This window comes from Salicibibacter cibarius (assembly GCF_016495725.1).
Lineage (GTDB): Bacteria > Bacillota > Bacilli > Bacillales > Marinococcaceae > Salicibibacter > Salicibibacter cibarius.
This window is the reverse complement of sequence record NZ_CP054705.1, coordinates 3,117,503-3,140,303: the sequence shown is the minus strand read 5'-3', so window position 1 is coordinate 3,140,303 and position 22,801 is coordinate 3,117,503. Positions and strand designations below refer to the sequence as shown.

Annotated in this window: 24 protein-coding genes; 15 read left to right on the top strand and 9 right to left on the bottom strand. The window is 48.2% G+C overall.

What is annotated here, in order from left to right:
- Nucleotides 1-3: 3 nt before the first annotated feature.
- Nucleotides 4-1,050 (top strand): ABC transporter ATP-binding protein, encoded by a 1,047-nt coding sequence (locus HUG15_RS15950; protein WP_200124035.1) that lies wholly within the window; start codon nt 4-6, stop codon nt 1,048-1,050.
- Nucleotides 1,047-2,081 carry an ABC transporter ATP-binding protein gene (locus tag HUG15_RS15945; protein WP_200124034.1) on the top strand — a complete coding sequence of 345 codons (1,035 nt, stop codon included), beginning with the start codon at nt 1,047-1,049 and terminating at the stop codon, nt 2,079-2,081. The genes HUG15_RS15950 and HUG15_RS15945 overlap by 4 nt, the downstream gene beginning before the upstream one ends.
- Nucleotides 2,082-2,361: 280 nt before the next feature.
- On the opposite strand, the gene HUG15_RS15940 is transcribed toward HUG15_RS15945, so the two are convergent.
- Nucleotides 2,362-2,451: a YjcZ family sporulation protein gene (locus HUG15_RS15940; RefSeq protein ID WP_200124033.1), complete on the bottom strand. Its 90-nt coding sequence runs from the start codon at nt 2,449-2,451 to the stop codon at nt 2,362-2,364.
- 246 nt (nt 2,452-2,697) lie between these two features.
- On the opposite strand from HUG15_RS15940, the gene HUG15_RS15935 reads away from it, so the two are divergent.
- The gene (locus tag HUG15_RS15935; protein WP_200124032.1) at nt 2,698-3,312 is read left to right on the top strand and encodes a CotO family spore coat protein; all 615 of its coding nucleotides are present in this window, start codon (nt 2,698-2,700) and stop codon (nt 3,310-3,312) included.
- Here the strand turns inward: HUG15_RS15935 and HUG15_RS15930 are convergent.
- Nucleotides 3,300-3,809, bottom strand: coding sequence for a CotY/CotZ family spore coat protein (locus tag HUG15_RS15930; RefSeq protein ID WP_246516368.1), 510 nt, complete (start codon nt 3,807-3,809; stop codon nt 3,300-3,302). The two genes, HUG15_RS15935 and HUG15_RS15930, sit on opposite strands and share 13 nt — an antisense overlap.
- A 161-nt stretch (nt 3,810-3,970) precedes the next feature.
- Here HUG15_RS15930 and HUG15_RS15925 point away from each other — a divergent pair, with 161 nt between their 5' ends.
- Nucleotides 3,971-4,210, top strand: coding sequence for a hypothetical protein (locus HUG15_RS15925; RefSeq protein ID WP_211202243.1), 240 nt, complete (start codon nt 3,971-3,973; stop codon nt 4,208-4,210).
- A 499-nt stretch (nt 4,211-4,709) separates the two neighbouring features.
- Here the strand turns inward: HUG15_RS15925 and HUG15_RS15915 are convergent, their stop codons facing one another.
- Together HUG15_RS15915 and HUG15_RS15910 are read right to left on the bottom strand one after the other, a co-directional pair.
- On the bottom strand, nt 4,710-5,138 hold the full coding sequence (locus HUG15_RS15915; RefSeq protein WP_200124028.1) for a GNAT family N-acetyltransferase: 429 nt from the start codon (nt 5,136-5,138) through the stop codon (nt 4,710-4,712).
- Between the two features lie 4 nt (nt 5,139-5,142).
- Nucleotides 5,143-5,874, bottom strand: a complete 732-nt coding sequence (locus HUG15_RS15910) for an alpha/beta hydrolase (RefSeq protein WP_200124027.1) — start codon at nt 5,872-5,874, stop codon at nt 5,143-5,145.
- A gap of 455 nt (nt 5,875-6,329) precedes the next feature.
- Here HUG15_RS15910 and HUG15_RS15905 point away from each other — a divergent pair, with 455 nt between their 5' ends.
- Complete coding sequence (locus tag HUG15_RS15905) at nt 6,330-6,506, top strand: hypothetical protein (RefSeq protein WP_200124026.1); 177 nt, start codon at nt 6,330-6,332, stop codon at nt 6,504-6,506.
- Nucleotides 6,507-6,556: 50 nt separating this feature from the next.
- On the opposite strand, the gene fumC is transcribed toward HUG15_RS15905, so the two are convergent.
- Nucleotides 6,557-7,945, bottom strand: coding sequence for a class II fumarate hydratase (fumC, locus tag HUG15_RS15900; protein ID WP_200124025.1), 1,389 nt, complete (start codon nt 7,943-7,945; stop codon nt 6,557-6,559).
- Nucleotides 7,946-8,109: 164 nt separating this feature from the next.
- Here fumC and HUG15_RS15895 point away from each other — a divergent pair, with 164 nt between their 5' ends.
- The 3 genes from HUG15_RS15895 to HUG15_RS15885 all read left to right on the top strand — a co-directional run bounded on the left by HUG15_RS15895 (nt 8,110) and on the right by HUG15_RS15885 (nt 9,512).
- Entirely contained in the window at nt 8,110-8,670 is a 561-nt protein-coding gene (locus tag HUG15_RS15895; protein ID WP_200124024.1) for an NADPH-dependent FMN reductase, read from the top strand.
- A gap of 78 nt (nt 8,671-8,748) precedes the next feature.
- The gene (locus tag HUG15_RS15890; RefSeq protein WP_200129112.1) at nt 8,749-8,892 is read left to right on the top strand and encodes a YuzK family famiily protein; all 144 of its coding nucleotides are present in this window, start codon (nt 8,749-8,751) and stop codon (nt 8,890-8,892) included.
- Nucleotides 8,893-9,044: 152 nt separating this feature from the next.
- Nucleotides 9,045-9,512 (top strand): UPF0158 family protein, encoded by a 468-nt coding sequence (locus tag HUG15_RS15885; RefSeq protein ID WP_200124023.1) that lies wholly within the window; start codon nt 9,045-9,047, stop codon nt 9,510-9,512.
- Between the two features lie 365 nt (nt 9,513-9,877).
- Here HUG15_RS15885 and pdxK read toward each other — a convergent pair whose 3' ends face one another.
- Nucleotides 9,878-10,711: a pyridoxine/pyridoxal/pyridoxamine kinase gene (pdxK, locus tag HUG15_RS15880; protein ID WP_200124022.1), complete on the bottom strand. Its 834-nt coding sequence runs from the start codon at nt 10,709-10,711 to the stop codon at nt 9,878-9,880.
- A gap of 114 nt (nt 10,712-10,825) precedes the next feature.
- Between pdxK and HUG15_RS15875 the strand changes: the two genes are divergently transcribed.
- The 3 genes from HUG15_RS15875 (at nt 10,826) to HUG15_RS15865 (ending at nt 12,941) form a co-directional block, all read left to right on the top strand.
- Nucleotides 10,826-11,302 (top strand): glutathione peroxidase, encoded by a 477-nt coding sequence (locus HUG15_RS15875; RefSeq protein WP_200124021.1) that lies wholly within the window; start codon nt 10,826-10,828, stop codon nt 11,300-11,302.
- Nucleotides 11,303-11,465: 163 nt separating this feature from the next.
- A complete protein-coding gene (locus HUG15_RS15870) occupies nt 11,466-12,083 on the top strand; it encodes an SCO family protein (RefSeq protein WP_246516367.1) in 618 nt (205 codons plus the stop codon).
- A gap of 504 nt (nt 12,084-12,587) precedes the next feature.
- Entirely contained in the window at nt 12,588-12,941 is a 354-nt protein-coding gene (locus HUG15_RS15865; protein WP_200124020.1) for a DUF1516 family protein, read from the top strand.
- Nucleotides 12,942-12,992: 51 nt separating this feature from the next.
- On the opposite strand, the gene HUG15_RS15860 is transcribed toward HUG15_RS15865, so the two are convergent.
- The 3 genes from HUG15_RS15860 to HUG15_RS15855 all read right to left on the bottom strand — a co-directional run bounded on the left by HUG15_RS15860 (nt 12,993) and on the right by HUG15_RS15855 (nt 15,204).
- Nucleotides 12,993-13,385, bottom strand: a complete 393-nt coding sequence (locus HUG15_RS15860; RefSeq protein WP_200124019.1) for a TraR/DksA C4-type zinc finger protein — start codon at nt 13,383-13,385, stop codon at nt 12,993-12,995.
- 15 nt (nt 13,386-13,400) lie between these two features.
- Nucleotides 13,401-13,535 (bottom strand): TraR/DksA C4-type zinc finger protein, encoded by a 135-nt coding sequence (locus HUG15_RS23405; RefSeq protein ID WP_281393515.1) that lies wholly within the window; start codon nt 13,533-13,535, stop codon nt 13,401-13,403.
- A gap of 244 nt (nt 13,536-13,779) precedes the next feature.
- A complete protein-coding gene (locus HUG15_RS15855) occupies nt 13,780-15,204 on the bottom strand; it encodes an aldehyde dehydrogenase family protein (protein ID WP_200124018.1) in 1,425 nt (474 codons plus the stop codon).
- A 164-nt stretch (nt 15,205-15,368) separates the two neighbouring features.
- Here HUG15_RS15855 and HUG15_RS15850 point away from each other — a divergent pair, with 164 nt between their 5' ends.
- From HUG15_RS15850 to HUG15_RS15835, 4 genes are all read left to right on the top strand, one after another.
- Nucleotides 15,369-15,866, top strand: a complete 498-nt coding sequence (locus HUG15_RS15850; protein ID WP_200124017.1) for a YndM family protein — start codon at nt 15,369-15,371, stop codon at nt 15,864-15,866.
- Nucleotides 15,867-15,956: 90 nt separating this feature from the next.
- Nucleotides 15,957-17,450 (top strand): TIGR02677 family protein, encoded by a 1,494-nt coding sequence (locus HUG15_RS15845; RefSeq protein WP_246516366.1) that lies wholly within the window; start codon nt 15,957-15,959, stop codon nt 17,448-17,450.
- A gap of 84 nt (nt 17,451-17,534) precedes the next feature.
- The gene (locus tag HUG15_RS15840; RefSeq protein ID WP_200124015.1) at nt 17,535-18,683 is read left to right on the top strand and encodes a TIGR02678 family protein; all 1,149 of its coding nucleotides are present in this window, start codon (nt 17,535-17,537) and stop codon (nt 18,681-18,683) included.
- The gene (locus tag HUG15_RS15835; RefSeq protein WP_200124014.1) at nt 18,680-22,801 is read left to right on the top strand and encodes a TIGR02680 family protein; all 4,122 of its coding nucleotides are present in this window, start codon (nt 18,680-18,682) and stop codon (nt 22,799-22,801) included. The genes HUG15_RS15840 and HUG15_RS15835 overlap by 4 nt, the downstream gene beginning before the upstream one ends.

Genomic DNA, 22,801 nt, shown 5'->3' with positions numbered 1-22,801 from the left:
GCGGTGGCAAATAACGAGCAAACGCCTGTTTTGAAAGTCGAAGGGTTGCAAACGTCATTTTTTACACCGGACGGCGAAGTGAAAGCCGTTGATGGCGTTGATTTTGAAGTAGGCGCGAATGAAACGCTGGGCATTGTCGGGGAATCCGGTTCAGGAAAAAGCATTACGTCATTATCGGTGATGCAGTTGATTCAATCCCCCGGAGAAATTGTCGGCGGCAAGATCGAATTAAACGGCGATGATTTACTCCAAAAATCAAAAGCGGAGATTGCCAAATACCGCGGCAACCGTCTTTCCATGATTTTCCAAGAACCAATGACCTCTTTAAATCCGGTATTTACCGTTGGCCATCAAGTGGCTGAAACGGTAAGGATTCATAAAAAAATGGGCAAAAGCGAAGCCCATCAGGAAGTCATTCGTATGCTCAAACTTGTGGGGATTCCCGCGCCGAAAAACCGGGCGAAAAGTTACCCCCATGAGTTGTCCGGAGGGATGCGTCAGCGTGTCATGATCGCGATGGCGCTTGCGTGCGAGCCTGAATTGTTGATTGCCGATGAACCGACAACGGCGCTTGATGTTACCATTCAGGCACAGATTCTTGAATTGATGAAAAGCCTGCAGGCATCAACGGGCATGGCGGTCATGATCATCACCCACGACCTTGGCGTGATTGCGGAAACGGCTGATCAAGTGGCTGTTATGTACGCCGGGGAAGTCGTGGAACAAGCCGATGTGAACACACTGTTCAAACGCCCGTTGCATCCGTATACCCAAGGGTTGATGCGGGCGATTCCGCGTCATGATGTGGATGTTGATGAATTGGAAATGATTAAAGGAACGGTTCCGAGCCCGGCGGAAATGCCAAGTGGCTGCCGGTTTGCCTCGCGTTGCCCGTTCGCTTCCGAGATTTGCCAGACGCATCCATCCTTGGGGACGCCTAAAAACAACCTAGATGGAGAAAGGGACGATGGGGCCGTACGTTGTTGGATTTACACCGAGGAATGGGAACAAGAACATCCGATGAATAAGGAGGTGCAACAAGAATCATGACAACGCCTCTTTTCGAAACAAAAAATTTAAAGAAATATTTTCCGGTAAAAGGCGGCGTCCTCAACCGCAAAATGGCTGATGTCAAAGCAGTCGATGACATTTCTTTTTCCATAAATGAAGGGGAAACGTTGAGTATTGTTGGCGAGTCCGGTTGCGGAAAGTCGACGACCGGACGCGCGATTTTACGGTTGGAAGAACCGACGGATGGAGAAATCTATTTTGAAGGGGAAGATTTTCGCAATCTAAGCAAGGCTGATCTTCGGAAAAAACGAAAAGATATGCAAATCATTTTTCAAGATCCATTTGCTTCCTTGAATCCACGCCAAAAAGTGAAACAAATCCTCGACGAGGCCATGGCAATTCAAGGCGTCGTCCCGAAAAACGATCGCCCGAAACGGATTCGCGAGTTAATGGATGTTGTCGGTCTTCGCCCGCAACAAGCCGAGCGATACCCGCACGAATTTAGCGGGGGCCAACGGCAAAGAATTGGGATCGCGCGCGCCCTTTCCGTGGATCCGAAGTTGATCGTTTGCGACGAAGCGGTATCTGCCCTTGACGTGTCCACGCAGGCGCAAGTCTTAAACCTGCTCAGAGATTTGCAGAAGAAATACGGCCTTACGTACTTGTTTATTTCCCACGACTTGGGCGTTGTTCGCCACATTTCCGATCGTGTGGTCGTCATGTATCTTGGCAAAATCGTGGAAATCGGCGATAAAAAGGCCTTGTTTGACGAGCCGCGCCACCCGTATACCCGCGCGTTGCTTTCGGCGATCCCCGTCCCGGACCCCGAAAGGAAAAGCGAGCGTATCGTGCTGGAAGGGGATGTCCCATCGCCTTTGGATCCGCCAAGCGGTTGCCGGTTTCACACCCGTTGCCCGTTCGCCACGGACATATGTAAACAGGAAGATCCGGACCTTCGCGAGACGGACGATGCGAACGGCGACCACCGCGCGGCCTGCCACCATATGGAGGAAATCGTCGCGCAGTACGGTACTTCACAAAAGAAAACCGCTGCAGCCGAAAAAGAGTAAAAGGGGGATCCCTTTTGCTCTTTTTTTAGCTTTTCATTCCAATAACTTAAAGTGGTATAAGTAGTTTAATTAGGTTAATGAAAGATTCGATAGGATCGAAAAGCGATTTGACAGAATAGAACAAAATAATCATGAAAACGTTATGGGCACCGATCGATTTTGATAAAGAGCTTAAAAACGAGTTTTTTTTCCGTTTTTACCCTCTTAGCACAAGGTGATAGTTGTTCATGAAAAAAATCATCCCGGGGGCTAGGGGATGATTTCACAACACGTGCGCTTATTAACAGTAAGAAGCTCCGACGATGATGAGCAAAATGAACAATACGACAATTAACGCAAATCCTCCACCAAATCCGTATCCACCAGACATTTAAATTCCTCCCTTCCGCGTCTGCGACTGGAAGAACGATAATTTCGTTCTTTTTATACGTTATTCAGTCATGCGCACAGGAGTGTCGTTCAATGATAAAACAGGCACCAGCCTACTACAGGCGCCCTGTCTCATTTAACGAAGGAAACGTATAGTGTAATGAAGTACTTTCTTTTTTCCTTTCATTCATAGCTTGTTATCAACTGAATACAATGGAACAAGACGTTTTCCGAGGGAGGAGAAGAGATGAGTACACGAAAACGGAGGAACCGTGTTCAACCGCTACTATATATCGATACCCCTGATCAACATGAAGCTGCTTACCTGGGAAGGACAGAAGTGGAGATTTTATACAAACACAGCCATTTAAATGCAGAAGAAGAACTCGCGGAAGAAAATCATGAAGGCGACGTTCAAAATGAAGAAAATGAAAGAAGACGTTCATTTAATTTATCGAAACATTTAGGTTACGATTGGCAGGCAAGCAGCACGCCGTCGCATTATGTCAATCGTACGAGAGATCGCCTGGCGTCTGCATTGTCAGAAGAATCTTCCAACAAAAGAGAACCGATTGATGATCATTTAGGCACTCGCCTTCTCGATGATCAGAACGAAGACAAAAAGGGAGAAGAACCCCAAGTCTTTGTAGAAAAATCCGTGAAAGGGAAAGTGGATTTTCTTTTAAAAATGCGGAAACGCACACCAATGACATGTATATGTAAAACGAAAGAACAAACATGGGTCGGCACCGTTACTGCTGCTGAGGAGCAGTATTTTACGATGCAGACCCAACAAACCCCTTATCTTGTGACGATCAATTACGGCGATGTGCAGGAATTATCCCTTGATCACTTCTCGTGATGATGATGTTTTTTGTCTTTCTTGACAACATTATCGATCAAGTCCGGATCAAGGCATTGGATTGCGCAGAAGCAGCGCAGATCGACTTCTATACAGAAATGGGTTTTTTCAAGCGTATAGACGTCGGAAAGTGACGTTGGGTCGACACAACAGTTATGCGTGAACTTGATGTCGTTGGTTGGGCGCAACAACGACAAAGTGGCACAGCAACTTTTTTCATCGACATCTTCGACTCGGAAGAAAACTGTTTCAAACACGTCCGTTAGGTCCGCTGTCAGTCCGCCGGTAGCCCAGAACAAGTTGCTTTTTTTATCTTTTAGCATAAAGGGAATCGTGTCCTGGATCTTCCCGGGTCTTTTTGGGCCTAACAAGTTAGTGTGACAACTGTTTATACAGTTATCCATTTTTTTGTCGACGGCATCTTGTGCTTCCTTGATGGAAAGCACCGCATCACATACACAGTGGCCCGATTCATGATCTTTACAACCGCAGCTCACGTTCATCACTCCTTTTCCTTCAGGTTCGTTACATCTTATGTACGTTTTACCTAATGCGTGTATCCCTGACCCACGCGAATGAGACTTTTAATGAGAAATAGGCGTATTGCCACTTTTTTTGGGGTATAGGTATACAGGAGAGGAAGGGGAGGGTTGAGCGAATGGGTTATATCCCGATGCAACATAACGACATTGCTTCTCAATACGGCAATCGCGTACAAGGCACGCAACCGTTGATTAAGGCAAATCCTCCGATTGATCGTGTCAGGGCAAAACGCGTCGATCGCCATAAGCGAGACGGACAGCTATCCCCTTCCCGCGTGTACGTGAAGCCTTATCATCGTCATGAATCCGAGCGCAAGTTGACCGGCAAAGGCCGCCGCTTTGATGCGTTGGCTTAAGGCACAAAAATAACAGGCACGCCATGTCGCATGGCGGCTTTTTTAATAGAGAACATTATAGGGCATGAGGATGGAGAGCGTATATCTGGTGATGGAGCGCGGATTAAGGAACTTTAAATCGGGGCTATTATGAAAAACAGACTGCAAGACAGCACGGCTGCGCCGGATTTCGGGTTTCATGAGTGTTTCATGGCACCCGAAAAGCATGGCTACGCTGAATTTTGGGTTTCATGAACGCTCCATGGCACCTGAAAAGCACGACTGCGCCGGATTTCGGGTTTCATGAACGCTCCATGGCACCTGAAAAGCATGGCTGCGCCGAATTTCGGGTTTCATGAATGCTGTGCATGGCGCCCGCGCCCGAACAGCTTGCTTCAGCTGAATTTCGGACCTCATGACCGAATCATACCGACCGGAGCAGCCGCAACGATGTAAAATCGGAGCGATCATGAAGAACGGAAGGCTGTATAACAAAAAGCGCCGGGAACCCGGCGCTCCATCATAACCGTTTTTCCATCGCGACATGGGGGATACCGGCGTCTAAGAATTCGTCCGATGTGACGACATAACCCAAGTGTTCATAGAAGTCTTTTGCATGGGTCTGTGCGTTGAGAAGGACGGAGCCCGCGCCTTGCGAAGCGACGTAGTCTTCAAGCGCTTGCATGATTTCTTTTCCAATACCGGTGCCGCGAAATTCTTTTAACACACAGATTCGCTCTGCTTTGCCCATGTTTCCGGAGAAGCGGACGCGTCCCGCTCCAGCCCATTTGCTGTCTGTGCGCGCGAGGAGATGGACGCTATTCGATTCGTATTCGTGTTCGTCCCACTCTTCTTCGGGAGAAACATTTTGTTCGTCGATAAAAACCGTTGAACGAATCTCGCGCACGGTTTGCATTTCTTCTTCGGTGTTCGCAATTTGAACGCTCATTTTTTCACTCCCCATGCATGATGAACATAAAATGCAGTGCTTGATGCAGGTCGGGCTCCCACGTGAGCCACGTATGGTCGCCTTCCTCAATGACTTTCGAGCGATAGTTGCCAGTACTGTCTTTTAGACGGTTTTGGAGATCGTTGTGCATCGTCATGAAATCCATGATCGTTCCATCGGTTCCTTTTACTTCTTCTTCGTCCGTTCCTACGGTATGATAGATGGTAAATGTATCGAGATATTTGCTTTCATCTATTTTGGATAGCAACGTGTCATTGACGTAAGGCGAATACATAATCGCGCGTTTAAACATATCGGGGTGCTCCAAACACGCGAGCAAGGCCATCGACCCGGCCAGTGAATCACCCAAAAGCGTGCGCCCGTCCGCATCTTCCCGAATAGAAAATTGCTCGGTGAGAAAAGGGAGAAGTTCCTCCGTCAAAAATTGCAAGTATTGGGGCGTCTCCTCTCCATCAGGATGATACCACTTGCGCCGGGCGGATACGCGAGGGTAGGGCACCCCGACGACAATTGTTTCCGGACCGGCTTCTTCTAAAATCATCGATTCAACGTTACGGCCAATTTTTCCGAGCCGAAAAGCATCTTGCCCATCTTGCGCGATCATGAGATGGTAAGAGATGCTTTCGTGGTAATTAGGCGGTATGTAGACGTAAAGGTCGAATTCATGATCAAGAATAGTGCTGGTAAACGTTAAGGAGCGAGTTTCTCCATCCATGTGCAAACCCTCATTTCTGAAAAATAACTAAAAGCATTGTATCATGTCCGCTGTTTAATCGCTAAAGGGAGCGTTCGGACAGAAACTGGCGACGTGCGACTGTAATTGTCCGAACCGGGTGCGAGTTCGGACATAAAAGCTGAAAACACGGCCGGAATTGTCCGAACGGTAAGTGAGTTCGGACATAACCCCGGGAAACGAAACCATTATAGTCCGAACCGAGTACCCGTTCGGACATAAATCAGTGAAGCGCGACGGGAAATTGTCCGAACCAGATATCAACCATCCATTCCCGAAACATCAATCACAGATCTTGCATAATGCAGGTGTAAGCCAGTAAAATAATGAAGAAGTTTACATCATGTTTTTTACACTTTAAGATCCAAGGCTTCCACTGTAAAGACTTGATGGAAGTCAAGTTTTTCTAATAGAAGGCGTCAAAGGAGCAATTACAAATGAACGGACCGCGATGGATTTATTGGAAACAGACCTTCCGGTCTAAATTCCAGGCCGGTTGTGTGAAGGCCAAACTGGAAGATAACTGGCATAATGGCTATGAAATATGTCCGCTTGTGGAGATCATTAAGCTGAAAAATGAAAAATATGTCGTTCGTTTTACGTACGATGAGTGAAAAACTGCCCACGGTACGGGACCCGCGACCAAGGGCAGTTTTTGTGTTTCTTATTCAGAAGGCTGGACCATTTTCGCAGGATCCACCCATTCGTTAAACTGTTCTTCGGTAAGCTCTCCGCTGTTAACAGCCGCTTCTTTTAATGTGAGTCCTTCGGTATGCGCTTTTTTCGCGATAACCGCGGCTTTTTCATAGCCGATGTGCGGATTTAAGGCTGTAACCAACATTAACGAATTTCGCACGTGGGCATCGATGTTTTCTTTTTCCGGCTCGATGCCGACGATGCAACGGTCATGGAACGATTGCATGGCGTCGGTGAGCAATTGCGCGGATTGTAAAAAGTTATAAATAATGACCGGCTTGAAGACGTTGAGTTCAAAATTTCCTTGGCTGGCGGAAAAGCCGATCGTGGCGTCATTCCCCATCACCTGTGTGCATACCATCGTGAGGGCTTCACTTTGGGTAGGATTCACTTTGCCCGGCATAATGGAGCTCCCGGGTTCGTTCGCCGGAATCGTCAGTTCGCCAATGCCCGAACGGGGACCGCTTGATAGCCAACGGACATCATTGGCGATCTTCATTAAGTCAGCAGCAAGTGCCTTTAAAGCACCGTGGGCATGAGAAATGTCATCATGGCTTGTCAACGCGTGAAACTTATTAGGGGCTGACTTGAAAGACAAACCCGTTTCTTCGCTAATAAATCCCGCGGTTTTTTCCCCGAATTGGGGATGGGCATTGATGCCTGTTCCGACAGCCGTGCCGCCGATAGCAAGGTCATTTAAGTATTCAATGCTTTCCGCGATCATTTTTTCACTTTTGCGGAGCATTTCTTGCCAGCCGCTGAACTCTTGGCCGACTGTGAGCGGCGTTGCATCCTGTAAGTGCGTTCGTCCGATTTTTATAATGTCTTTGAAGCTCTCCGCCTTCTCGGCGACCGTATTTTTTAACGTTTCCAAAACAGGCAACAATTTACGCTGAACTTCGGTAACCGCGGCAATGTGCATCGCTGTTGGGAATGTATCGTTGGAACTTTGGGAACGGTTCACGTCGTCATTCGGGTGAATGGCTGCATCTTTTCCTTGTTCTTGGAGGATTTCCGTTCCCCGGCGTGCGAGCACTTCATTCATGTTCATGTTCGATTGGGTACCGCTGCCGGTTTGCCACACAACGAGCGGAAAGTGGCTGTCCCAATCGCCCGCGAGCACTTCATCTGCCGCTTGGGCAATGGCGGCGGCTTTGTCGCTGTCCAAATTACCGAGACTTTCGTTCGCACGTGCTGCTGATTTTTTCAACGTCGCAAAGCCGTAAACGACTTCTCGGGGCATTTGTTCTTTTCCGATGGGGAAGTTTCGTACACTTCTCTCCGTTTGAGCGCCCCAATGCTTGTCCGCCGGCACTTCCATTTCGCCGAGCGTGTCTTTTTCAATCCGATATTTCATCTCACATCTCTCCTAAAATATGTTGTGTGCGTTATCGCGAGCATCCCCTTCTATGATATACCACTTTTCATTTATAAAAAAGGATCGGGGGTCAAACACGTTTAAAGATAAGTGGGATAGGAAATAGAATACATAGAAAATGTGCGTACGAAGGAGAGGTCAAAATGGCAAACAAACGAAACATTTTAGGAATCAGCGGCAGTTTGCGACGGGATTCATTCAATCGACACGTATTAGCTGCGGCAACCGAACTTACGGAAGCGGATGTGGCGTTAAATACTTATGATTTGGCGGCAATCCCCCTTTTCAATGGGGATTTGGAAGAGGGGGGTGACCCGGCCAGTGTTGCCGAGTTTAAACGGGCGATATTGGATAGTGATGGCATTTTCATCGTCACCCCGGAATATCATCACGGCATGCCCGGCGTTTTGAAAAATGCCATCGATTGGGCGGGGAGCGATGCCAATCATAACGTGCTCAAAGGCATGCCCGCGGCAACGATCGGGGCATCGCCAACGATGTTCGGCACCGCTTTTTCCCAACAACAACTGAAACAATCCCTCGTAGCTGCCGGCGCTTCGGTCATGCAACAACCAAGTGTCTTCATTGCACACGCGAATAAAAAAATAGATGAAAACGGCGCCATTACCCACGAGGACACGAAAGCGATGATCGCCTCCTCATTGCGTGCATTCTCCGAATGGATCGACCATAAGGAAAAATAGGTTTCATTATAAGGGGAAAAAGGGTATAATAATTTCATACCCCTTATGAATTGGGGATAATTTGAGGAGGCTTTTCTTTTGAAAGCATCAAATGAGCTGATGGAAAAAGGCATTCAGCAAGCACACGGTTGTACCCATCAAGAATACCGGGAAAACGTGGAAAAAATGATCGAAGTCGAGAAAAAACGAGAAAAAGATTACGAAAAGGCAAAAGCCATATGACAAAAAGAAGAGGGAACGCTATAAAGCGTTCCCTCGCTATGGTAGGTAAGAAAGTATAAATCAACTTTCTTGCCTACATAAGTGCAACTAAGGCTTTCCGCCATAAAAGCTTGGCAAAAAGCCAAGTTTTCTAATGTAAAAGGGGAGATAGGATGAACAAGCCGGTTGATCTTTCAGAGGTTGCTGAAGCGATCGACTTTGATGCGGATGAACTTTACCAATTTGTCAATCGAAAAACGGGTGAAATCGTCGTGGTAAACGAAAGTACGATGCGCAAAGCAAATCGGGAAGAGCCTTTTGATGAAAAGCATGAGTGGCAAAAAGAAGAACGGGCATTGGCAGAGGATATTATTGACAATGAGGATGATTACGAACCGATCCCCGAGTCTTATGAAGTTAATGATTATCAATTGATGGAAATATTTATCGACTCGCTTAGCGATGAAAAAAAGCAAGCAACCTTGACAGAGGCGATTCGAGGAAAAGGAGCGTTTCGCAGGTTTAAAGACCGGATCGTTGATTTAAACGTGGAAGATGATTGGCATGAATTTAAAGAAAAGGAATACCTCGCGTTCGCCTGCCGGTGGTGTGAAGAAAACGGCATTGCATATAATGAATGAGGTAGGCAGTCGGTGCGAGCAAAGGTACAATAAAACGTGAGTAGCCCCCCAAAAGGCGTTCGGTCCGGTCCGAGAGGAACAACCAAGCGAGAGTAGTCCCTCAAAAGGCGTCCGGCCTGATCTGAGAGGAACAACCAAGCGAGAGTAGTCCCTCAAAAGGCGTCCGGCCTGATCTGAGAGGAACAACCAAGCGAGAGTAGCCCCCTCAAAAGGCAGTCGGTGCGGTCCGAGAGGAACAAACAAGGAGAAATTGAAGCCCCGGCACCCTAATCGAAGTTTTCCTTCATTCAGAGGTGTTTTGGAGTGATGCTTCCTCAAAAAAAGAAGCCCCCACACTAATTGGAGGGGCTTTGCCGGTCGTATGCTCACACTTTCTGTTTTTCGATACTCGTTTCGACGCCGTGCTTCCGATAAGCGCCGTGATCGACGGCTCCTACGTGTTCATTCATGCGCCAGCCGTGAGTGATGGCCGCGGTGACGAATTGTTTGGCGGTTGCGATGGCGTCGTGTACATCGTTTCCTTTCGCGAGTTCGGCTGTAATTGCAGCCGCAAACGTACAGCCGGCACCGTGATTATAAGAGTGGGCCACTTTTTCGGTTTCCAACATTTTAAACGTGTCTCCGTCGTAAACGACGTCGATCGCACGGTCATCGTCCAGCTGTTTGCCGCCTTTGACAACGACGTATGGTGTGCCGTTGTTATGAATGCGTTTTGCTGCTTCTTTCATTCCTTCAACCGTGGTGATCGTCTTCATTTGCGCCAGCTGAGCTGCTTCGAATAAATTCGGCGTCGCGACCAACGCTTTCGGCACGAGAACTTCTCTCAATGCGTCCGCTGTTTCCGGGTGCAAAACCTCATCTTCCCCTTTGCAGACGAGCACAGGGTCAATGACGGCTCTTTGCAGGCCGTTTTCCTCTATTTTGCGCGCGGCCAGTTCAATGACGTCCAGTGACGCGAGCATGCCTGTTTTCATGGCATCGACACCGATGGAAAGTATGGTTTCCAACTGTGCTTCTACGGTTTTGATATCTTGGGGAAAAACTTGATGCTCCCACGTTTCCGGTTTCATGGCCACAACCGTCGTCAGCGCGCTCATTCCGTAAACGCCCAGATCCTGAAAAGTTTTCAAGTCGGCTCCGATACCGGCACCGCCACTTGCGTCAGAACCGGCGATCGTTAACGCTCTATAAATGGACATATTATTTATTCCTCCTTCGAACTGTTATTTTTTTATTATAAGCCTAACCTGTCCTTTTAAACAAATGATTGAATGTGGATACGTTCGGGTATAGATGAAAAAGGAGGTTGTGCGATGAGTATTTTTGATGCAAAAGTAGAATCGGTAGGGGAAGGAATGCAAACATTGCAACCGTATGAGGGGAACGTTTTGCTCGTTGTAAACACTGCCAGCAAATGCGGATTTGCGTCGCAAATGAAACCGTTGCAACAGCTCTATGACCGGTATAAAGAGCAAGGCTTCTATGTATTGGGGTTCCCGAGCGGCCAGTTCATGAATCAAGAACCGTTGGATAGTGAAGAGATCCCTGATTATTTTAAAGAAAAATACGGTGTCACATTCCCAATCTTTAAAAAAACAGAGGTGCGGGGCGAAAACATATCTCCCTTATTCCAACAACTCACAAACGAAACCAAGGGTGTAGGCTCAAATAAAATTAAATGGAATTTCACGAAATTTCTCATCGGACGTGATGGAACAATATTGTATCGGTATTCCCCGAGCACCAATCCGGAAAAAATTGAAATCGACATCAAGGAAGCGTTAAAATAATATTTTCTCGCTGTAGGGGGAGAGAACCCACAGCGTTTTTTTTGATATAGCCCCATAAATTTTAAAACTTGTCTTTTAGCAGACATAGTTGCCAAGCAGTTGCATATTCCTCAAAGTAAAGACCCGTCTACATTGTAGGTGGATTTACAAAGGAGGAAGTGCGTTGCGATCAAGATCAGGGTTGTGGCTATGCGGGATCGTCTTGCTACTGGCAATGGCAGGTTGCGGTTGGTTCGATAATGTGAGTGAAACATCGGCAGAAAATGGGGAAGACTTACAGGAGTATGGCTTGGATCTTCATGACTTTTCTTATACGAATCAATCGAATGAGGTCGTAAGTAATGAGGATTTAGAGGGAGAGTACACGTTGGTCAACATGATCTTTAGCCGTTGCCCAACAGTTTGTAATTTAATGACCCCGAACATGTCTCAATTACAAAAAGATTTGGCGACCGAGGACATCGATGCAAACCTCGTTTCCTTTACGGTAGATCCGGAGTATGATTCACCGGAAGTATTAAAAGAATACGGCGACCACTATGAAGCCGATTATTCCAACTGGGACTTTCTAACCGGTTATAGCCTTGGTGAGGTCGAGGAATTTGCGGAAAGCACCTTCCACAGTGTTGTCGCCCCGGCAGCCGATGACGAAGACATCGTGCATTCCACCGATATTTTTTTAGTGGACGAAAATAGCCAAGTGATTCAGCGTTATGACGGGCTCGACGTTGACACAGAGCCGATCCTGGAAGATTTAAGACGATTAACGGAATCCGAATGATAGAAGCGGAAAAAGAACAGGCAAAAGGTGCTTGTTCTTTTTTGGTGTATAGAAGGGGATCGTTCGTTTATGGAGGGAGGCTGGTGGTTCGGTAGTCATGGGGCGCTCATGAGTCCCGAATCTCGTCTCGGCCATGGATTTCGGTCGCCATGAAGCGTTCATGAGTCCTGAACCTCGTCTCGGCCATGGATTCCGGTCACCATGGGGCGCTCATGAGTCCTGAACCTCGTCTCGGCCGTGGATTCCGGTAGCCATGGAGCGCTCATGAGTCCCGAACCTTGTCTCGGCACTGCATTTCGGTCACCATGGAGCTCAAGCCCCCTAAAACACCCCACTCGCATCCTATTTCCCGTCGTTTCTGCCACATGAATATAAAATATTCATCCGGTGTTCACAAAACGGTGCTATGCTTTTGAAGAAAAGATGTGTAACATGGGTATGGAATGGGTATACATTATTGACGCATGACCATTTTTTGTAACGATTGGAAAGGATGAAACCAACATGTATGATATGTTATTCGCGTCCCACCAGGGGTCGTGGGCATTTTTGCCGATTCTGTTTTTGATCGCGTTTTTCTTGTACCGCGCGGGAAAACCGACGGGCGGGAGAATCCTGCGAATTATTCTCGGTATTTTTTATATCATTATGATCGTGTCAGGCGTTGGCCTGCTTTTTGAATTAAGTTTTCCGGCCACTTATATCGTCAAAGGCATTTTAGCGATTCTGCTCATCGGGTTTATGGAAATGACCCTTGGAAAAACGAAGCGGGGAGAAGGCGCTGCCGTAGGGTTTACGCTCGTTGTCGTGACGCTCGTTATCGTCGTTTTGATGGGATTTGGCGTTCTCTCATTTTAATGAGGAAAAAAAGCGGCGCATCGATTACGGTGCGCCGTTTCATGTCTTCGTTTATCTTTTTTGGCTTGGCGGGTCTTCGTTTGCTCCATCGCTATCGTTTTCTTCTTCATCCGGCCTATCCGATGGCGTTTCGGATGTCCCGTGCTCACTAACGGTTTCCCACGTATCCGCTTGGTCGAAGACTTCTTTTTCTTCTAAAGTGCCTTCCATTTCATCTTCTTCAACAGGTCGGCGCATCTCTGCAGTAGCTTCTTCCGCACGGGCATGCTTGATACATAGCGTCGTTTCCGGAACGATTTCCAGTCGCTCATAAGGAATCGGCTCCCCGCAAACGGCACAACGGCCATACGTTCCGTTTTCAATCGCCTGCAATGCCTCATGAACAGCCTCAAGTTGCTGTTGCGATTGATTTTGCAAGGCGGCGTTTTTTGCTTGTTCGTGCAATTCGGTGCCTTGATCTCACGGGTGATTGCCGGTCTGAGAGAGTTCACCGGTTTCTTCCGGGCGATAGGACTCTTCGGCTTGCGACTCCAATTCGTTTTTTGTTTGCAATAATCGTTTTTTCAACGTTTGAACCTGATCTTCGCTAAGCATGTTATCCCTCCGTTCACACTCTTCTGAACGCTCGTCGCTCCGCGTATTCCAGGCATTTTTCACATACAACGACACGATTGTCATTTTCATCGTAATAATCGCGCATGTACGGGGTTGTTGTTTTACAAAAATGGCAACGTCGTTTTTGGAAAGGGTTCCGTAGTTTTCCGAACATAGGCCACCTCAATTCCTAACAAAAACTTGCCCGACCCAAAAGGGGCAGGCAAGCAGGATGCTTGGGATTTTAAGAAGGCATTCCGAGTACAGCCTTCACTTCGAGATATTCTTCAATGCCGAAGTCGCCCCATTCGCGTCCGACACCGGACTGTTTGTAACCGCCGAACGGCGCGGTAAAGTCCATTTTCGCATTGTTGATGGTGATACGGCCTGCTTGAATGCGGGAAGCAACATTTTGGAGCGTTTCTTCGTCTTCACCGACAACATATCCCTGTAGCCCATAGATCGTATCGTTGGCAATATCGACGGCTTCGTCAAGATCATCGTACGTAATCACCGACATTACAGGGCCGAATATTTCTTCTTGGGCAATGACCATGTCATTTTTAACATCGGTGAAAACGGTCGGCTTTACATAATAGCCTTTTTCAAGACCATCAGGCTTCCCAGTGCCGCCGATGACGATTTTCGCGCCTTCTTCGACGCCTTTATCTATATACCCTTGGACACGGTCCCATTGTTTCTCAGCCGCTAAAGGTCCGACCATATTAGGTCCATGGGGATCGCCGACTGGGTAGCCGGGCAACACTTCTTTTACGGCCTCGATGAATTCATCGTGCATGGCATTCGGAACGAGCGTGCGCGTCGCGGCATTACACGCTTGGCCGGTGTTCATAACGAGGTTCGTCACAGCGGCTTTGGCAGCTTTTTTCGGATCGGCATCATCGAGAATGACCATCGGGGATTTTCCGCCAAGTTCCAACGCGACTTTCTTGATCGTCTTGGCCGCGTTTTCGGACACTTTTTGACCGACGGCACCGGAGCCGGTAAAGGAAACAAAATCAATGTCGGGATGAGAGCTGATGCCGTTGCCGATCGTCTCGCCCGTCCCGTTGACGAGGTTAAAGACTCCTTTGGGAACGCCGGCTGCTTCAAAGATTTCCGCTAAAATGACCGCCGCGAAAGGCGTGAGCTCTGCCGGTTTTAGGACGACGGGACTCCCGGCGGCGAAGGCACTTGCTATTTTCGTTGACGTTTGATTAGTCGGAAAGTTCCACGGCGTGATTAAGCCGCTAACGCCAATCGGTTCTTTTTTGATCAATGTTTCGCCGCGTCTTTCCGTGAATTCAAATTCTTTCAGCTGCTGTGCCGCTGTTTCAAAATGGGCGAGTCCCATTTGGTAATGAACGTTATCCGACATGCCTACGGGCGAACCCAGTTCTTCGGTGATCGCCGCCACGATATCTTTTTTACGTTTTTTGTATTCCTCGGCAATGGTTTCAAGAAGTTCAACACGATATTCTTTTGATGTTGCGGAAAAGGAAGGAAAAGCAGCACGCGCCGCTTGTACGGCACGATCTAAGTCTTCCTGAGTGCCTAAGCTGATTTTTCCGACCACTTCTTCCGTTGCCGGGTTAATCACATCCATTGTCTCTGAGCCGGTGGATTCAACCCACTCGCCATTAATGTAATGTTTCATATAATTGCGCATTCGATCCACTCCTTTATTTTGGTCGTAGGGATTGTATACCCGTAAAGCTATCAAGTAAAACTATACAGGAAGATAACTCAGAAAACAAAAAATTAACAGTGAATTTTTATAGGGATAAAGAAAAATACAACGGCAATAATAATAGAAAATCAAGGAGGGAAAGAATGAAGTATTTTGCAGGAATAGGCATAAAATTTGGGATGATGCTCGTCGTTATCTGGGTCGTTTTAGGTGGATTTTTCGACGTTGCATTTTCAAATGTTTTAGCCATTAGCTTGATTTTAACCGTTGTATCGTTTCTGGGAGATGTATTCATTTTGCCGGGCATTAAAGATGTAACAGCAATTATCGCTGATTTTTTCCTCGCGTGGGCGGGCGTATGGATTCTTGGGTTCTTTTTCATTGAACAACCGATGGCCTTAGGCATTCCATCTTTTATTGTCGCGCTTATTTTAACAGGGAGTGAAATTTTCTTTCATATGTATATGCGGCGGCGATTTTTCAACAGCCCATCGGGGGATGAAGAAAATCAGTCCACGGCTCCGCCGGAACCGGAAAATGAGCAGCAGCGTTCTTCGGTAAGGGATTTGCAAACCGAGTACGGGGAAGACATGTACGCGAAACTGTCGGCGAAAGATCCGAAGAGCAAAAAACAGCAGTGAAAGGGGGATGCCCATCCTCCGACGATATTCTATTTTTCATGCATGCATGTTACAATAAATGATAGAAAAAGACCGAGGAGGCGCTCCGCCGTGCAGCATAGTGTGAAGAAGCGTGTGAGGGAAGCGACGTACCTCGCCGCCGAAAAGGCTTCGAGTTATCGGACCATTTTACGTTATTGCTATATTCAACATGAACGCATGCGGCAGTTTTTGTTTGCAGAGGAGATTCACGCTCATTTGCAAGAGGACGCGAGCTTTGCGGACTATTCACTGGAAGAGCTCCAGCAAGATCTCGAGCAATTGGTGAAATGGGGAAATTTGTCGACTCAGCAGGAGACGGGCAAAGTCAATACGGTCGAGGAATTTAAAAAGAAGCGTTTTCGTTATCAATGCACGCCCTACACGGTGGAGTTTGAACGCATGATGCTGCGCATGGAGCAACAGGGCGATCAATTCGGCGGATCGCTTGAACGTTCGCAGTTTGAACGCCTCTATCAAGTGCTCGTCAGAATTGATGAGATCGTACGCTCGAACAAAGAAGAAACGGATGAAGAATGCGCCCAGCTTTGGGATGACGTTATGATGTACATTCGCCAAATTACGCAAAACACGTCGGATTATTTTGCTTACATAGATAGCGAGAATGCGAATGAGCGCATGCAAACGGAGGCGTTCCTCCTTTATAAAGACCAGTTCACGACGTATTTGCGTGATTTTATTATTTCCCTGCAGCGAACGGCTCTGCAAATACAGGATCTGCTTCGTACCCTCGATGGGAACACGATGGAGGCCTTTTTCAACCGGGTCATTCGCCACAAAAGGCAAGTTTTTCGCTTCGAAGAGGAAGAGCAGGAAAACCCGTATCTTGAATATCGCGAAAAATGGGGGAATCTTGCCGCTTGGTTTTTGGGGTCTTCCCAGTACGAAAGCGAGTTTGACAAGCTGCAGGAGCGGACAAACGAAACAATTCGCCGGGTGACACGGACGGTGCAACGTCTCGGAGAGCGAAATCAACATTTTCAAAGCCGGAGGCAAGATTACTTGCATTTGGCCGAATGGTTTGACAGTTTACCGGACATTAACGAGGCTCACAAGCTATCGTCTGTGGCGTTCGGCGTCTCTCATACAAAGCACTTACTCGCCGATCCGGCGTTAACCGAAGATATTTATACAGACGTGTGGCAAGCGCCGGCAAGTGTGCATGAAACCGTTCCTAGAATCGTGAACTACGGGGAAAAAACGAAAGCAGGCGCGGTCGTCGAACACCGTGAAGCGAAAGAACAGCAACTTCGCGAGCATTTGCAGCAACGGCAACGGGAACAAGAAATTCTGGAACACTACGTGCAAGGCAATCAAATCCAGCTCAGTGATCTTACATTCGTGGAAACGCCGGTACGGAAGTTATTCTTAGCATGGATATCAAAAGCGATGGTGCAAACGGACCGGCGAGTGAAAACGGAGTTTGGCCAAGATGTGAAAGTGCATGTACACCCGGAATCAAAAACGACCCTAAATAGTGATGACGGCGAGTTGGAGTTGCCGGATGTGACGTTTGAGTTTTTAGAGGTGGGAAGTGGGATGTGAGAAGTGGGAAGCCCGTCCCGCGGAAGTGCCAGATTATGCTCGGAAAATGCCAGAATATCCGACCCGAGAAGGGGGTGAGCACCGATGGAATTCGATGAAAAAGCGACGGACGCGCTCGCGCTTTTGTTTGAGCGCTTTTGGATTGTTCGGGCGAAGGATCCGGACGCTTACCAGATGATTCGTGAGCGGGAACACGCCCTGAAGCGCTATGTTGCCGATAAATTCGGCTTCGACCTCATCATTCACCAACATTTTATCAAGCTTGAAAAAATACCGGTTGAACCTAAACAGTGGATGGGAATTCAAGCTTTTAAGGAGCCGATGGATTACGGCATTTTTTGTTGCGGACTGGCATTTACCGAACGGCGCTCTGTCGACGAGCAGTTTTTGCTTTCCGATTTGGCTGATGACATCGCCGAGATGTATCCCGGCACGTTGCCCCTCGATTGGACGATGTACCGACACCGCAAAGCGCTCGTGCGTGCGTTGAAAATGATGGTCGAGCTGTCGATTATTAAGACGGTGGATGGCGATGTCGATCAGTTTGCCTATAACGAAGACGAAGACGTGCTCTATGAAGTGACCGTGTATGCCCGCTATTTCATGCGCACATATTCGGATGATTTAGTTCGCTTTCAGTCCATCGACGACCTTCTCGAAAGCGAGTGGGAACGGCATGCCGAAGACGAGCGCCGGAAGCGGGTGTATCGGAAATTGATGCTGTCGCCGGTCGTTTACCGGGAATCGGAATCGGATTTTGATTTTGCTTACTTGCGCAAGTATCGAAACCGGCTGCGCGATGACTTCGAAGCCCACACCCCTTTTTCGCTGGAATTGTATAAAAATGCGGCGATGCTCGTCATGCATGAACGAAAACAACGCTATACGCTGTTTCCGGATCAAAAAGGGATTATGGATGTTCTTTTGCATATGGCGTCCGAGATTAGAACGGAACTCGATCGTTACGAGGTGACGGAATTAGGCGACATCCGCTTGCCACTCCCGGAAGTTGAACAATTGGCGGAGAAGTTGCAGACGAAAGTCGGGCATGGCTGGAGCAAGCATTACCGGGAAGCGACGTCGCGGGCGATTACCCAAGACATCATTGATACCCTCGAAAGTTGGGAAATGGCTTACTTGGAACATGAAGCGGGCATTCTCGTGTTGCAATCAGGATTCGGACGGATGTACGGGGTTTATCCCCGCGATTACGACAAGGAGGCGTCCTCATGAGTGCGGAAAATAAGTGGCAAATGAATCGGGCAGGCCTTTTGAACTTTTGGTATTACGATGAGGAAACGTTTGATTTCGAAGACGGTAAGCTCTTGCTCCGCGGCAGCAACGGCTCGGGAAAATCGGTAACGATGCAAAGCTTCCTGCCGGTGCTTCTCGACGGCCGCAAGTCGCCGGACCGTTTGGACCCGTTCGGTAGCCGGGCGCGGCGCATGGAAGATTACTTGCTCGGCGAGCAGGAAGTCGTTGATCGGGATGAACGGACCGGTTATTTATTCATTGAATATAAACGGGCGAACAGCGATCAATACGTTACGACGGGCATTGGCCTGCAGGCGAAGCGCCATAAGCAGATGAAATTTTGGGGGTTCGTCATCACTGATAATCGTCGTATTGGCAAGGATTTTTTTCTATATAAAAAAGAAAAAGACAAAAAAATCCCCCTTTCCCGAGTGGAACTTGAACATCGAATGGCGGATGGCGGGACGGTTGTGCAAACGCAACATGACTATATGAAACTCGTCAATCGCCACGTGTTTGGTTTCTCAACGCTTGATGCTTACGAAGAATTGATTAAGCTTTTAATACAAATCCGCAGCCCGAAACTATCAAAAGATTATCGGCCGACGGCAATCTATGAAATTTTGGAAGCGGCTTTGCCTCCGCTCACGGACGAAGATTTGCGCCATTTGTCGGACACGATTGAACAGATGGACCAAACGAAGCAGCAAATGGAGCAACTCGATCGGGAGCAGGACGCATTAGGCAAGTTGAACAAAGCTTATGACCGTTACAATCAACGGCTCTTGGCCGATCAAGTCGATGAATATCAAAAAGCGGATAAACGCCTCGCCAAGGATGAGAAGCTTTTAGTGGAGATGCAAGAACGCCAGGAAACCCTCCTCGCGGACATTTCCGGTTTGGAAGAGGAGATCGAACAGCTCGGCCTTGAACAAGATACGCTCGTCAAACATGAAGAACGCCTAAGCACCCATGAAGTGTGGGACATGGAAAAGGAATTGAGCGGCGAACGCGAGCGCGAGAAACGCCAGCAACAAAAAGTCGAAGCTCTCGAGGCAAAACAAGAAACCAAAGAACAGCAAGAACTTGATACGAAGACGCGCATTCGGGAGGTAGAAGCAGAGGCCGCGCGCGTGAATCAAGACGTACAGGATCAATTGGAAAAGCTGGAAACACTGGCGGATGACGCAGCTTTTTCGAGCCATACGCAAAATGCGGATGACTACAAAAAAACAGATGACGAGATTTTCGAGTTTATGCTCTGGGAAAAAGAAGCGAAACAGCACGAACGCCTGCTCGCCGACGGCGAAGAAACGTTGCGCGCGTTTGCCGATTTGAAAGAAAAGGTGATGGCTCAGAAGAAAGAGTTGGACGAGGAACAGCAGCACCTCGAGCAAGTCCGCCATGAAGAACGGGAGTGGACACGAACCTTCGATGAGGAAAAAGAAAAACAAGCCGCGGCGATCCGTACGTGGCTGGAAGCCTCTGAACTGTTACGTGACGACGGGGAAGCTGCTTTTCAGCAAGCCACGCGCATGATCTACCAACTGTACGCCGATAGCAATTACGAGGATGTGCGCGCCCCTTTCCGCGCGTTAACCGATCAATTTGTCAGCAAGCAAAAAACAATCATCGCTAAACGTGATGTCGAGATTGGCGAGCTCGACAGACAGAAGACAGAACTGGAAGATGAATTACACGCTTGGAAAACGAAAAAGGACCCTGAGCCGGATACACAGGAAGCAACGATCGAAGCGCGCCGCCGCTTAAAAGAAAAGGGCGTTGCCTTTGAAGCGTTGTATGCGTCGGTTGAATTTTTGGATGATGTGCCGGAGGACACGCGCGTTCGAATTGAATCCGCGCTCATTGACGCCGGCCTGTTAGATGCGCTCGTAACCGACGGGAACGATTTCAGCCTGACCCACGACCGTGTGCTCATGCCGCAGCCGAAAATGATGGTGCCAACCCTTGCCGATTATCTTCGCCCGGAACTACCTGACAACAGCCAGTTGAGCGCTGAAACCATTGATGACGCGCTCCGAAGTATCATGATCGGCAGCGAAAATGAAGAAGGGGCCTCATTTGATCTTGATGGCAGTTATCGGATTGGACTCTTGAAAGGGCATGCCCAGCCTTTGGAGCAAGTCCGTTTCGTTGGCCGCACCGCCCGTGCCAGGTATCGCGAGGAACAAATCGAACGCCTGCAGGAAGAGATTACAAGCGTACAATCGACCCGTGAGCACGTTGAAAAAATAAAGAATGCCGCGGAAGAAAAAATGAAAGCTTTGGAATCCAACTTGCAAACATTTCCTGATGACAGCGATTTGCGGGAAATCTGGCGGCAACTGGAAACGACACGCGCTAATCTCAGCCACTTGAACCAACGGGTGGAACGGTTAGTGGAAACCTCGAAACAATTGGACCGGGAATTAAGAGAGAAAAAGCAGGAGGTTGGGGAAAAGACAAGAGATGTCGAGCTCCAGGCTGATTGGCAAATTTACCGCCGTGCCAAGGAAAACATGACCGCCTACACGCAAGACCTGCTCATGCTCCAACGGTTGCACGACCGCAAAGAGCGAACGACGGAACGGTTGACAGAGCTCAGTGAGCGGCTTGAAGAGTTAAAAGCAGACGTCGATGAGTTAAAAGGGGAGTACAATCACGAAAACGCTGAGCTTAGCAGCATTCGCTTAAACATTGAACAACTGGAAAAGCAACTGGCCTCTGCAGGCGTCCAAGACCTTCGCGAAGAAATCCAACGTGTGCAAACGCGTTTACAAGAGGTGCGCAAAGGGCTTGACGAGAAAAAACAAACCGTCCCCGCCAAGCGCGTCCATGCCGAAAATGGCGATAATGAGATCCAGGAGAAAGAACGGGCGATTGCGTTCACACGTCAATTACGTAACCTCTGGCACGCGACCGTTGAGAAGGAGTGGAAACGCGGCTTTGTTTTTGGCCAAGATGGCCCGCAATCCTTCAGCGAACTTGTAACGGAAACGATGAAGCAATACGGGGCGCTCGTAAAAGACCAAAATGCTGCCACGTTTGAACGGCAGCTGACGAACCAGTTTCACGAACAGCAAACGGATCTGATGGAATATCGCATGAAGGATTATACGGTCTCGGAAAGTCTCCCTGAAGAGCTGGAAGCGTATCAATCCGAAGAAGAACAAATGATGCTCCGGACGTGGGAAACGAAATCGGAACGGCGCATGGTCGAATTGTACATGCGCGGCCAATCTGTCAGTCCGTATGCTGTCGCCGCTTATGTTAAAGAAGAGCAAGAACGCCAGCAAGATATATTAAATGAAGCGGATAAAGAGCTGTACGAAGAAATATTATTTAAGTCCGTCGGCATGAAGCTGCGCAGCCGCATTCGCCGCGCAGAAATGTGGACGAAAGAAATGAACAAAATCATGGGCAGTCGCAACATTTCTTCCGGCCTGACGTTTTCAATCAAATGGAAGCCGCGCACGGCAGAGTCGGAAGATGAGATGGACACCCGGGATCTCGTACATCATTTGAAACAAGACGCCCAATTGCTGAAAGACGAAGATTTGGAGCGGATCACGACTCATTTTCGTTCGAAGATTGCGCGTGCGAAACAGATGATTCAAGACGAGGGGGACGGGGAAACCCTTTTGCAAGTGTTAAAAGAAGTCCTCGACTACCGAAAATGGTTTTCGTTCAAGATTTATTTTCAACGGACGAACGAACCGGTCCGTGAACTTTCCAATAATCAGTTTTATAAATTCAGCGGGGGCGAAAAAGCATTGGCCATGTACATTCCGCTTTTTACCGCTTGCTATTCCCGCTATCAAGAAGCGTCCCCGCAAGCGCCTTACATTATTTCCCTGGACGAAGCCTTCGCGGGCGTGGATGAGAACAATATCCGGGAAATGTTTGAAGTCGTCGAACAACTCGGGTTCGATTACATTATGAATTCACAGGTGCTCTGGGGCGACTATGATACGGTTCCGTCGCTTTCAATCTATGAATTATTGCGTGCGAAGAATGCCGATTACGTGACGACGATCCGTTATCGCTGGAACGGAGAAAGAATAGCGATGCAAATGCCCGAACCGGTTGAGGTGTGA

What these genes read in the sequence shown, in the direction of transcription:
- HUG15_RS15945 (WP_200124034.1), top strand. Translation starts at nt 1,047, where the DNA reads ATGACAACGCCTCTTTTCGAAACAAAAAATTTAAAGAAATATTTTCCG.
- HUG15_RS15940 (WP_200124033.1), bottom strand. Translation starts at nt 2,451, where the DNA reads ATGTCTGGTGGATACGGATTTGGTGGAGGATTTGCGTTAATTGTCGTA.
- HUG15_RS15935 (WP_200124032.1), top strand. Translation starts at nt 2,698, where the DNA reads ATGAGTACACGAAAACGGAGGAACCGTGTTCAACCGCTACTATATATC.
- HUG15_RS15925 (WP_211202243.1), top strand. Translation starts at nt 3,971, where the DNA reads ATGGGTTATATCCCGATGCAACATAACGACATTGCTTCTCAATACGGC.
- HUG15_RS15915 (WP_200124028.1), bottom strand. Translation starts at nt 5,138, where the DNA reads ATGAGCGTTCAAATTGCGAACACCGAAGAAGAAATGCAAACCGTGCGC.
- HUG15_RS15910 (WP_200124027.1), bottom strand. Translation starts at nt 5,874, where the DNA reads ATGGATGGAGAAACTCGCTCCTTAACGTTTACCAGCACTATTCTTGAT.
- HUG15_RS15905 (WP_200124026.1), top strand. Translation starts at nt 6,330, where the DNA reads ATGAACGGACCGCGATGGATTTATTGGAAACAGACCTTCCGGTCTAAA.
- fumC (WP_200124025.1), bottom strand. Translation starts at nt 7,945, where the DNA reads ATGAAATATCGGATTGAAAAAGACACGCTCGGCGAAATGGAAGTGCCG.
- HUG15_RS15895 (WP_200124024.1), top strand. Translation starts at nt 8,110, where the DNA reads ATGGCAAACAAACGAAACATTTTAGGAATCAGCGGCAGTTTGCGACGG.
- HUG15_RS15885 (WP_200124023.1), top strand. Translation starts at nt 9,045, where the DNA reads ATGAACAAGCCGGTTGATCTTTCAGAGGTTGCTGAAGCGATCGACTTT.
- pdxK (WP_200124022.1), bottom strand. Translation starts at nt 10,711, where the DNA reads ATGTCCATTTATAGAGCGTTAACGATCGCCGGTTCTGACGCAAGTGGC.
- HUG15_RS15875 (WP_200124021.1), top strand. Translation starts at nt 10,826, where the DNA reads ATGAGTATTTTTGATGCAAAAGTAGAATCGGTAGGGGAAGGAATGCAA.
- HUG15_RS15865 (WP_200124020.1), top strand. Translation starts at nt 12,588, where the DNA reads ATGTATGATATGTTATTCGCGTCCCACCAGGGGTCGTGGGCATTTTTG.
- HUG15_RS23405 (WP_281393515.1), bottom strand. Translation starts at nt 13,535, where the DNA reads ATGCTTAGCGAAGATCAGGTTCAAACGTTGAAAAAACGATTATTGCAA.
- HUG15_RS15855 (WP_200124018.1), bottom strand. Translation starts at nt 15,204, where the DNA reads ATGCGCAATTATATGAAACATTACATTAATGGCGAGTGGGTTGAATCC.
- HUG15_RS15850 (WP_200124017.1), top strand. Translation starts at nt 15,369, where the DNA reads ATGAAGTATTTTGCAGGAATAGGCATAAAATTTGGGATGATGCTCGTC.
- HUG15_RS15840 (WP_200124015.1), top strand. Translation starts at nt 17,535, where the DNA reads ATGGAATTCGATGAAAAAGCGACGGACGCGCTCGCGCTTTTGTTTGAG.
- HUG15_RS15835 (WP_200124014.1), top strand. Translation starts at nt 18,680, where the DNA reads ATGAGTGCGGAAAATAAGTGGCAAATGAATCGGGCAGGCCTTTTGAAC.